7 protein-coding genes and 2 pseudogenes are annotated in these 10,825 nt (G+C 71.2%); 3 read left to right on the top strand and 6 right to left on the bottom strand.

Annotated elements, in window-relative coordinates; all coding sequences use genetic code 11:
* Positions 1–1,069 (top strand): glycosyltransferase (locus ACTHMS_RS21175; RefSeq protein WP_440308637.1); only part of this gene is annotated, 1,069 nt, incomplete at its 5' end.
* 54 nt (positions 1,070–1,123) lie between these two features.
* Here ACTHMS_RS21175 and ACTHMS_RS21170 read toward each other — a convergent pair.
* A complete protein-coding gene (locus tag ACTHMS_RS21170) occupies positions 1,124–2,293 on the bottom strand; it encodes a S53 family peptidase (protein ID WP_440308636.1) in 1,170 nt (389 codons plus the stop codon).
* Between the two features lie 141 nt (positions 2,294–2,434).
* On the opposite strand from ACTHMS_RS21170, the gene ACTHMS_RS21165 reads away from it, so the two are divergent.
* Together ACTHMS_RS21165 and yczE are read left to right on the top strand one after the other, a co-directional pair.
* Entirely contained in the window at positions 2,435–3,619 is a 1,185-nt protein-coding gene (locus ACTHMS_RS21165; protein WP_440308638.1) for an NAD(P)-dependent malic enzyme, read from the top strand.
* A 4-nt stretch (positions 3,620–3,623) separates the two neighbouring features.
* Positions 3,624–4,256 (top strand): annotated as a pseudogene (gene yczE, locus ACTHMS_RS21160) (membrane protein YczE); the annotation flags it as partial.
* On the opposite strand, the gene ACTHMS_RS21155 reads toward yczE, so the two are convergent.
* From ACTHMS_RS21155 to ACTHMS_RS21135, 5 genes and pseudogenes are all read right to left on the bottom strand, one after another.
* The gene (locus tag ACTHMS_RS21155) at positions 4,221–4,397 is read right to left on the bottom strand and encodes a DUF6104 family protein (RefSeq protein ID WP_440308635.1); all 177 of its coding nucleotides are present in this window, start codon (positions 4,395–4,397) and stop codon (positions 4,221–4,223) included. The pseudogene yczE and the gene ACTHMS_RS21155 overlap by 36 nt on opposite strands.
* On the bottom strand, positions 4,397–5,392 hold the full coding sequence (locus ACTHMS_RS21150) for a Gfo/Idh/MocA family protein (RefSeq protein WP_440308634.1): 996 nt from the start codon (positions 5,390–5,392) through the stop codon (positions 4,397–4,399). Before ACTHMS_RS21150 ends, ACTHMS_RS21155 begins: the two co-directional genes overlap by 1 nt.
* Positions 5,389–9,120, bottom strand: coding sequence for a multifunctional oxoglutarate decarboxylase/oxoglutarate dehydrogenase thiamine pyrophosphate-binding subunit/dihydrolipoyllysine-residue succinyltransferase subunit (locus ACTHMS_RS21145; protein WP_440308633.1), 3,732 nt, complete (start codon positions 9,118–9,120; stop codon positions 5,389–5,391). The genes ACTHMS_RS21150 and ACTHMS_RS21145 overlap by 4 nt, the downstream gene beginning before the upstream one ends.
* 312 nt (positions 9,121–9,432) lie before the next feature.
* Entirely contained in the window at positions 9,433–10,440 is a 1,008-nt protein-coding gene (locus ACTHMS_RS21140) for a peptidase (protein ID WP_440308632.1), read from the bottom strand.
* A 126-nt stretch (positions 10,441–10,566) separates the two neighbouring features.
* Positions 10,567–10,825 (bottom strand): annotated as a pseudogene (locus tag ACTHMS_RS21135) (WxL domain-containing protein); the annotation flags it as partial.

The following is a 10,825-nucleotide window of genomic DNA, read 5'->3' as shown; positions in this document are numbered from 1 at the left end:
GATCGTCCCGGCCTACAACGAGGCGGCCGGCATCGAGGCCTGCCTTCGGTCGATCCTCGCCGGTGACCACCCCGACTTCGAGGTGATCGTGGTCGACGACGGCTCGACCGACGGCACCGGCGACCTCGTCGAGGCGCTCGGGCTGCCCGGCGTCCGGCTGGTGCGGCAGGCCAACGCGGGGAAGCCGGCCGCGCTCAACGCGGGCATCGCGGTCGCGCGCCACGAGGTCGTCGTCATGGTCGACGGCGACACGGTCTTCGAGCGCGACACCCTGCGCCGCATCGCCGCGCCGTTCGCCGACCCGGCGGTCGGCGCGGTGTCCGGCAACGCCAAGGTGGGCAACCGCGGCGGGCTCATCGGCCGCTGGCAGCACGTCGAGTACGTCATCGGGTTCAACCTCGACCGGCGCATGTTCGACGCGCTGCACTGCATGCCCACGGTGCCCGGCGCGATCGGTGCGTTCCGGCGCCGCGCGCTCGACCAGGTCGGCGGGGTCAGCGACGACACGTTGGCCGAGGACACGGACCTGACGATGGCGATCATCCGGGCCGGCTGGCGGGTGCTGTACGTGCCCGACGCCCGAGCCTGGACGGAGGCGCCGGCGGACCTCGGCGCGCTGTGGCGCCAGCGCTACCGCTGGTGCTACGGCACGTTACAGGCGATGTGGAAGCACCGCGGCGCGGTGCGCGAGCGGGGTGCCGGCGGCAAGCTGGGTCGCCGCGGGCTGCCCTACCTGTTCGTCTTCCAGGTGCTGTTGCCGCTGCTGGCCCCGGTCGTCGACGTCGCGACGATCGCCGGTGCGCTGACCGGACGCGGCTGGACGCTGCTCTGGGCCTGGCTGGCCTTCCTGGCCGTGCAGTACGTCGCCGCCGTGTACGCGTTCGTGCTCGACCGCGAGAAGCCGGGCGTGCTCTGGGTGCTCGCGCTGCAGCAGGTGGTCTATCGGCAGCTCATGTACCTGGTGGTGGTGCAGTCGGCGGCGTCCGCGCTCTACGGCGCCCGGCTGCGCTGGCACAAGCTCGAGCGCACCGGTCGCATGGACGACGCCCCGGTGCCGACCACTGGTTGAGGTCGACACCGGGGCGTCCGGTGAGGCTGTGTTCAGTGCACTGCGGCAGTGTTCCTAGAAGGCGCCGACACCGTTCGGCGTGCCGAGGCCGGTCGGGCCGTCCCAGCCGGTGCCCGCGGTGCACCAGACGGTGGTCGAGCAGGTGCCGTTCGAGCCGCTGGTGACGTCGTGCAGGCTGCTCGTCTGGCTCCAGGTGTACTGCGCCGGGTAGCTGTAGCCGTGGTTGCCGCCGAGCGCGTAGGCGCTCGCGATGATCGGCGACGACGCGCTGGTGCCGCCGTAGACCTGCCAGCCGCTGGCGCCCTGGTATCGGGTGCTGTCGTAGACCGCGACGCCCGTGTTGGGGTCGGCGACGGCCGAGACGTCGGCGTTGGCCTTGCCGGAGCACTTGGTCGCGCTGGTCTGCCAGGCGGGCTTCGGGTTGATCGTCGAGCAGCCGCTGCCCGCACCGCTCCACGCCTTCTCGCTGTACGAGCTGCCCGACTTGGTGAGGCTGGTGCCGCCGACCGCGATGACGTGCGGGTAGCTGGCGGGCGACTCGATGCCGTAGCCACTGTCACCGGTCGAGGCGGTGATGGCGATGCCGGGGTGGTTGTAGGCGCTGGACTCGGTGGTGTCGCTGCCGCCGTAGCTGTTGCTGATGGCGACCACGCCGGCGACGCTCGCGGCGTAGTTGACCGCCGTGGCGAGGTTGGCGTTGGTCGCCGACTTCGCCTCGACGAGCAGGATGTGGCAGCCCGGGCAGGCCGCGGACACCATGTCGAGGTCGAGGCTGATCTCGGTCGCCCAGCCGGCGTTGGTCTGCGGCAGCGAGGTGGTGCTGCCGGTCTGGCTCACCTTCTTGAAGCAGCCGTTCGCGGTCGTGCAGGCCGGCAGGCCGAACTGCGCGCGGTAGACGCCGAGGTCGGCCTCGGCCGTGGGGTCGTTGTACGCGTCCACGATGGCGACGGTCTGACCACTGCCGCCGCCGAGCTGGTAGGCGGCCTGGATGTCGGCCGGGCCGTAGCCCGACGGGGTGCCGCTCGCGGCGGGCTTGCCCGCCTTGTCGACCCGCACGAGCGCCGTGCAGGACGCAGAGCCGGCCTTCGGGGCCGCGCACGTGTGCGCCGAGCGGTGCGTCATGGCATTGCCCGACGCGGCCGCGCCGGCGCTGGTGGCACCGGCGACGGTCGTGGCTGCGAGCAGCAAGGTGCCGCCGGCTGCAGCCAGGACGGTGTGCTTCATGGAACCTCCGCGATCGATGGACGAGGGTGGGATCACCCTCCGTTGTGCCGACCGAAATGTCCAGAGGTGAAATCACCGCAAAATGTCGCGGCGGTGACGGTCGCGTCACGTGGTCCTGCGCGAGACCGTAACGCTTCGGGCCTGCGTGGGACACTCGGAGCCGTGGAGTTCGACCCCGACGACCCGGTGTTCCGCGTGCACGAGGGCGGCAAGCTGGCCCTGCGCAGCACCCTCCCGCTGACCGACCGCGAGTCGCTGTCGCTGGCCTACACCCCGGGCGTCGCCGACGTCTGCCTGGCCATCGCCGACGACGAGTCGCTCGCCCGGCGCTACACCTGGCGGTCGCGGCTGGTCGCGGTCGTCTCCGACGGCACCGCGGTGCTCGGGCTCGGCAACATCGGCCCCGCGGCCGCGTTGCCCGTCATGGAGGGCAAGGCGGCGCTGTTCAGCGAGTTCGCCGGCCTCAACTCCGTGCCCGTCGTCCTCGCCACCACCGACGTCGACGAGATCGTCGAGACGGTGGTGCGGATGGCCCCGTCGTTCGGTGGCATCAACCTCGAGGACATCTCGGCGCCCCGCTGCTTCGAGATCGAGCAGCGGCTGCGCGAGCGGCTCGACATCCCGGTCTTCCACGACGACCAGCACGGCACCGCCGTCGTCACGCTGGCCGCCCTGCGCAACGCCGCCACCGTCACCGGCCGCACGCTGGCCGACCTGCGCGTCGTCGTCTCGGGTGCCGGTGCGGCCGGTGTCGCCTGCACCAAGATCCTGCTGGCGGCCGGCATCGGCGACATCGCGGTCGCCGACTCGAAGGGGGTCGTGCACGACGGGCGCAGCGACCTGACGTCGGTGAAGGCCGAGCTCGCCGCGATCACCAACCGCAGCGGCCTGCGCGGCTCGCTGGCCGATGCGATGGACGGCGCCGACGTCTTCCTCGGCCTCAGCGCCGGCCATGTCGACGAGGACGTCGTGCGGCGCATGGCCCCCGACGCGATCATTTTCGCGCTGGCGAACCCCACGCCCGAGGTCGACCCGCTGCTCGCGCACAAGTACGCGTCGGTCGTGGCCACCGGCCGCAGCGACTACCCGAACCAGATCAACAACGTGCTGGCTTTCCCGGGCATCTTCGCCGGGGCGTTCGACGCCGGCGCGACGGCCATCACCGAGGGTATGAAGCTCGCCGCCGCCCAGGCGCTGTCGGACGTCGTCGCCGACGCGCTCACCGCCGAGTACATCGTGCCGACGCCGTTCGACCCTCGCGTCGGACCGGCTGTCGCCGCCGCCGTCGCGGCCCAGGCACGGGCGGACGGCGTGGCGACCGCGTGATGGCATGCAGCTGACCCGCCGGCTCGTCCAGCTCTACGTCGGCCTGGTGATCTACGGGCTGGCCGCCGCGCTGATGGTGCGGTCGCGGTTGGGGCTCGACCCGTGGGACGTCTTCCACCAGGGCCTCGCCGGACGCGTCCACCTGGCCATCGGCACCGTCGTGATCATCGTCGGTGCCGTCGTCATGCTCGGCTGGATCCCGCTGCGGCAGCGGCCGGGGCTCGGCACGCTGAGCAACCTGGTGATCATCGGCCTGTCGCTGAACGTCTCGCTCGAGCTGCTGCCGTCGGCGCACGCGATGGCGCTGCGCGTCACCTGGATGGTGCTCGGCGTCGTCCTCTCCGGCCTGGCCACCGGGCTCTACATCGGCGCCGACTTCGGCCCAGGGCCGCGCGACGGGCTGATGACGGGGCTGGCTCGGCGCACCGGCCGTTCGATCCGGCTCGTGCGCACCGGCATCGAGGTCACCGTGTTGGTCGCCGGCTGGCTGCTCGGCGGTGTCGTCGGCGTCGGCACCGTGCTCTACGCCCTCGGCATCGGTCCGCTGGCGCAGCTGTTCCTCGGCGTCTTCGGCCGCCCGTCCGTGGCGGCCGAGGATGCGTCAGTCGTCGGTGTCGTCGGCGCGGGCGAGCCAGGTGGCGAAGCGCTCGACGGCCACCTCGAACTCGGGGTGAACGTCCACGAAGGTCTGTAGCTGCGCGGCGAGCCACTCGAGGCTCACCTGCTCGTCGCCGCGCCGCTCGACCAGTTCCTCGATGCCACGGTCGGTGAAGTACATCAGCCGTCCTCGCTGGGGGCGTCGTCGGCGGGGTAGCGGACGCCGAGTTGGCGACGCACCTCGTCCAGGATCTCCATGATCATCACCGTGTCGTCGAGCGGGATCGCCGGGCTCTCGAGCAGTCCCTCGCGCAGGCACCGTTCGACCTCGGCGACCTGGAAGCGGTAGCCGTTGCCGGGTGACGGGACGGCGGGGATGACCTCCTGCTCGTCACCCGACTGCACGACCAGCCGCTGCGGGCGGTGCATACGCGGCTCGATGCCGATCCAGCCGTCGGTGCCGTTGACCAGGGCGCCGAACGGGCTCGGGCCGGCGGCGCTGCAGTACAGCTGGGCGAGGCGTCCGTCGTCGTAGTGCCACTGCTGCAGCACGGTGACGTCGGTGCCGGTCGGTGCCAGCGTGCCCATCGCCTCGATCCGGTCGGGGCGGCCGAGGAAGAGCGTGGCGAGGGTGACCGGGTAGACGCCGAGGTCGAGCAGGGCGCCGCCGCCCGCCGCCGGGTCGTACAGGCGGTGGCCGGGGTCGTACGGGAAGAGCTTCGACAGGTCGGCGCGCACGGCGACGACGTCACCGATGCGTCCCGAGCCGGCGAGTTGCACCGCCTGCTGGATCGTCGGGTTGAGGCGCGTCCACAACGCCTCCATGCAGAACAACCCGCGGGCGCGGGCCTCGGCCACCACCTCGCGCGCTTCACCGGCGTTGAGGGTGAACGCCTTCTCGACCAGCACCGGCTTACCCGCCCGCAGCGCGAGCAGCGCGTGCTCGTGGTGCTGGGCGTGCGTCGTCGCGACGTAGACGACGTCGACGTCCGGGTCGGCGACCAGTTCGGCGTACGAGCCGTAGGCGCGCGGGATGCCGCGGGCGTCGGCGAACGCCCGCGCCCGGCCGACGTCACGCGCGCCGACGGCGACGATCTCGCTGTCCGCGGACGCTGCGATGTCGGCGCCGACGGTCGAGGCAATGCCGCCGGCGCCGAGCACTCCCCAGCGGATCACGCGAAGGCGGTGGCCACGACGTCGCGCTGCTGCTGCTCGTGCACGTGGTGCGAGCCGACGGCGGGCGACGCCGAGGCCGGACGCGACGCGCGCAGCAGCGGGCGTCCGCCGAGATGCTCGGGCAGGTTGAGCGCCATGAACGGCCACGGACCCTGGTTCGCCGGCTCCTCCTGCACCCACACCAGCTCGGCGTTCGGGTACTTGGCGAGCTCGGCCTTGATCTCGTCGGCCGGCAGCGGGTACAGCTGCTCGACACGCACGATCGCGACGTCCTGCCGCGAGCTGCTCTCGCGCTCGGCGGCGAGGTCGTAGTAGACCTTGCCGCTGCACAGCAGCACCCGCCGCACGCCGGCCGGGTCGACGTGCGTGTCGGGCAGCACCGGCTGGAAGCGGGTCTCGCCGGTGAAGTCGGCGATCTCGCTGGTGGCCGCCTTGAGCCGCAGCAGCGACTTCGGCGTGAACGCCACCAGCGGGCGGCGCACCGGCGACAGGCCCTGGCGGCGCAGCAGGTGGAACCAGTTCGCCGGCGACGAGCACATCGCCACGGTCATGTTGTTCTCGGCGCACATCTGCAGGAAGCGCTCCGGGCGGCCGGACGAGTGGTCGGGGCCCTGTCCTTCGTAGCCGTGCGGCAGCAGCAGCGTCACCGACGACCGCTGACCCCACTTCGCCTCACCGGACGAGATGAACTCGTCGATGATCGTCTGGGCGCCGTCGACGAAGTCGCCGAACTGCGCCTCCCACGCGACCAGGGCGTCGGCCCGCTCGACGGCGTAGCCGTACTCGAAGCCGAGGGCCGCGTACTCCGAGAGCAGCGAGTCGTAGACGAAGAAGTTCGCCTGGTCGTCGCTCAGGTTGCGCAGCGGGCTGTACTCCTTGCCCGTGGCGCGGTCGATGAGCACGGCGTGGCGCTGGGTGAACGTGCCGCGGCGCGAGTCCTGGCCGGCGAGGCGCACCGTGCGTCCGTCGAGCACGAGCGAGCCGAACGCGTACAGCTCGGCGGTCGCCCAGTCGACGCCGCCGCTGCTCGCCATCGCCACGCGCCGGTCGATCTGCGGCTTGAGGCGCGGGTGGACGGTGAAGCCCTCGGGCGGGTTGGCGTAGGCGTCGGCGATCCGCTTGATGGCCTCGAGGGTCGTGGCGGTCGTGACGCTCTGCGCGGGGGAGTCCTGCTCGATCTTCGGGCCGGCCGGCGACTTGTCGGTGGCGTTCCGCGTCTCGACGAAGACCTTCTCGAGCTGCGACTGGAAGTCCTTCAGCGCGGCCTCGGCGTCCTCGAGGGTGATGTCGCCGCGGCCGACGAGCGCCTCGGTGTAGATCTTCCGGACGCTGCGCTTCTTGTCGATGATGTCGTACATCAGCGGCTGCGTGAACGACGGGTTGTCGGCCTCGTTGTGGCCGCGCCGCCGGTAGCAGACCATGTCGATGACGACGTCCTTGTTGTACTCGCGGCGGTAGTCGACGGCGAGCTTCGCGACGCGCACGCAGGCCTCGGGGTCGTCACCGTTCACGTGGAAGATCGGCGCCGCGATCATGCGGGCGATGTCGGTCGCGTAGAGCGACGAGCGCGAGCTCGACGGCGACGTCGTGAAGCCGACCTGGTTGTTCACGACGACGTGGACGGTGCCGCCGGTGCGGTAGCCGCGCAGCTGCGACAGGTTCAGCGTCTCGGCGACGACGCCCTGGCCCGCGAACGCGGCGTCGCCGTGCAGCATCACCGGCAACACGGTGTAGCCGCCGTCGCCCTTGTTCAGGACGTCCTGCTTGGCCCGGCCGATGCCCTCGAGCACCGGGTCGACGGCCTCGAGGTGCGACGGGTTCGCGGTGAGCGACACCTCGATCTCGTTGCCGCTCGGGCTGCGGAAGGTGCCGTCGGCGCCGAGGTGGTACTTGACGTCGCCCGAGCCCTGCGCCGTCGAGGGGTCGATGTTGCCCTCGAACTCGTCGAAGATCTTGGCGTACGGCTTGCCGACGATGTTGGCGAGCACGTTCAGCCGGCCGCGGTGCGGCATGCCGATGACGACCTCGTCGAGGTGCTGGTCGGCGGCGCGCTGCAACACGGCGTCCAGCAGCGCGATGACGGTCTCGGCGCCCTCGAGCGAGAAGCGCTTCTGGCCGACGTACTTGGTCTGCAGGAAGGTCTCGAAGGCCTCCGCGACGTTGAGCCGGCCGAGGATGTGCAGCTGCTCCTCGCGGCTGGGCTGCGCGTGGTGCACCTCGATGCGGTCCTGGATCCACTGCCGCTGCTCGGGGTCGGTGATGTGCATGTACTCGACGCCGACCCGGCGGCAGTACGCGTCGCGCAGCACGCCGAGGATGTCGCGCAGCTTCATCAGCTTCTCGCCGGCGAACCCGTCGACCGGGAACTCGCGGTCGAGGTCCCAGAGGGTGAGGCCGTGGCGGGTGATGTCGAGGTCGGGGTGGCTGCGCACCGTGAACTCGAGCGGGTCGGTGTCGGCCATGAGGTGGCCGTTGGTGCGGTAGGCGTTGATCAGCTCGATGACGCGGGCGTTCTTGCCGATCTGACCCTCGTGCGCCCACGCGCGGTCGACCCGCCAGCGCACCGGCTCGTACGGGATGCGCAGCGCGGCGAAGATCTCGTCGTAGAAGTCGTCCGAGAGCAGCAGCTCGTGCACCTTGCGCAGGAACTCGCCCGACTGCGCGCCCTGGATGATCCGATGGTCGTAGGTCGAGGTCAGCGTCATGATCTTGCTGACGGCCGAGTTGATGAGCTGGTCCTCGCTCATGCCGCTGAACTCGGCCGGGTACTCCATGGCACCGACGCCGATGATCGTGCCCTGGCCCTCCATCAGGCGCGGCACCGAGTGGTTGGTGCCGATCGTGCCCGGGTTGGTGAGGCTGATGGTGACGCCGCTGAAGTCGTCGATCGTCAGCTTGCTGCTGCGGGCCCGCCGGATGATGTCCTCGTAGGCCGTCCAGAACTCGGCGAAGTCCATCGTCTCGGCGGCCTTAATGGCGGCGACGACCAGCGAGCGGCTGCCGTCCTTGTTCACCAGGTCGATCGCGATGCCGAGGTTGACGTGCTCGGGCGTGACGACGGCCGGCTTGCCGTTGAACTGGGTGTAGCTGTTGTTCATCACCGGGTACGCGGCGACGGCCTTGACCACGGCGTAGCCGATGATGTGCGTGAAGCTGATCTTGCCGCCGCGGGCGCGGCGGAGGTGGTTGTTGATCACCACGCGGTTGTCGATGATGAGCTTGGCCGGGACGGCGCGCACGCTGGTGGCCGTCGGCACGTGCAGCGACGACTCCATGTTGGTGACGACGCGGGCCGCGGCGCCCTTGAGCGGGCTGGGCGCGGCCGGCTCCTTCTTCTCCGCCGGGACGTCGGCGGGCTTCGCGGCGGCGGGGGCGGCGCCGCCCTTGGCCGGCTGCTCGGTGGCGGCCGCGGCCTTCGGCTCGGGGGTGCGTTCGACCGCGGCCCGGGCGGTCGCGGCGGGGGAGTCGGCCGGCGCGCTCGCGGCGGCGGCCTGTGTCTGCGGGGTGGCCGGCGGGGTCAGCTGCTGGGTGACCGGGGCGGCCGGCTCGTCGTCGTGCGCGACGCCGTTGCCGGCGCCGTGGCCGTTCTGCGACGGCGCGCCGGGCTTGTAGTCGGCGAAGAAGTCGTGCCACGCCTCGTCGACGCTCGACGGATCGGCGAGGTAGCGCTCGTACATGTCCTCGACGAGCCACTCGTTCGCCCCGAAGGATTCCACATTGCTCGCCACGTGCGGCCCGTCCTCGTCTGTCTCGGCTTCGGCCCGGCACTTCGTCGTCGGTGTCGCGCCAACCAATCAGCCTACGCGTCGGCCCCTCGCGTCACATGACGAGCCGGGGCATGTCACACCCGAAGATCGACTTCGCTCCGCCGGTCGGGACGGCGAGTGTCGTGGTGCTGACCGATAGGGTCTGCCCGCAGCTGCGGGGCACGGCTCGGGGCCGGCCGATCGTCGGGCCTGGTGGCGCCGGGGGGGGGGGGGGGGGGGGGGGGGGGGGGGGCGGCGGGCGCCCCCCCCCCGGCTAGGGCCAGCGCCCTCCAGTCAACGAGCTACAGAAAAGTGGCGGTGCTGCCAGGCGTACCGCCCCATGACGAGCACGAGGACTAGGGCAAGGCCGCCGAGTGCGAGCCAGATCCACCGCAGCGGCGACAGGCCCGCCTGCACCGCCGCGAACCGGACGGCAGCCGTGCCGCCGGCCGTAGTCATGCCGCTCGCCAGGCTGACCCTGGCACGCCAGGATCCGCTGGGTAGGCTCTTGGACGCGGCGAAGGTCACGTTCGACGACTGCCCGGGCGCGAGCGTGACGATCTTCTGCGCCAGGAACGGCCCGGAACGGGTGTTCCCCGGGCCGTCGGTAAGCCGGGCACTACCGTTCAGGTCGATCGCCCGGCCGCCGGTGTTGGCCACATGGGCGGTGATGACCAACTGGCCGGAAGCCAGCCGACGTCCGGTGATGGAGGCGATGTCAAAGCGGGTCGGCGGCATGCCGCCGCGGCCTACAGCCAGGTACACGCGGATCCCGACGCGGGATATCTCGGTGATGCCGAAGCCGCCCTTCTTGCGTGACTTCGCTGTCTGCTGCACCCAGATAACGCCGTAGTGTTCCCCCCTGGTGGCTCGGCGCGGCACCTTTATCGTCACCCTGTCCATGGCGGATGCCCCCGGGGCCAGGGTGACCGCCGTATGCCGCACGCTGATCCAGGTGGTCAGTTCGTTACGCGTCGCCCCGGCGTCGCCAACGAACAGCCCGCCGGCGATGTGCGCGGCGCCGGGATAGACAGAGAAGCGCTCCGGCCGCGACTCATCGTTCACGATGAGGATCCTGCGGTGGATGACCGCCCCGGCCGGCAGGTAGTCGATGATGTAGCGGTAAGCGCGCGGGTTGCGTGCCTCGGAGACGGGCACGTCGACCAGTCGCACGCCGAAGCGCCCCTGCGCTCTCGGTGCGGCGGCAGGACGGGCCGACGTCGCCGCGCCGGCCACCGGGCCAGACATGCTCAAGATACCCGCGGCCAGCGCAAGCGCGATGGCGTTGATCGAGCGGCGCACGTTCTCCCCCCATGGTCACTGGTCCGGGCCGCGCGCCGCAGCACGGACCACACGGCCATGACCAGAACTGGCCGGGCCGCTGATGCGCTGGACCTTTCGGTTTCGCCGTGCTTTACGGCGGTGCTGTCACGACACCGACTGGGTAAGCGTCCCCGTGTAAACGCCGCCAAGCGCGGTGCCGGGAACCGCGACCGAGATAGCCGGATTCCACGTCGCGGTGTTGTCGCCGACTCCGGAGGTTCCCGTTACGACAGGCGTGGCGGTCCCTGACAGGGTGATAGGAGTCCCGGTCACGGTGATCGTCCCTGTGGTCGTGATGGAGCCGGGGTCATACCCAACGTCGGATGCCGGGATGGTCTCGGGTCCCGTGCCGCTGCCCGTGATC

The organism is Jatrophihabitans sp. (genome assembly GCF_051960575.1).
GTDB lineage: Bacteria > Actinomycetota > Actinomycetes > Mycobacteriales > Jatrophihabitantaceae > JBQCEE01.
Note: the sequence above shows the minus strand (reverse complement) of the source record. Positions and strands in the feature narration are given on the sequence as shown.

Coding starts and splice junctions, on each gene's coding strand:
- ACTHMS_RS21170 (WP_440308636.1), bottom strand. CDS start 2,293: ATGAAGCACACCGTCCTGGCTGCAGCCGGCGGCACCTTGCTGCTCGCA.
- ACTHMS_RS21155 (WP_440308635.1), bottom strand. CDS start 4,397: ATGTACTTCACCGACCGTGGCATCGAGGAACTGGTCGAGCGGCGCGGC.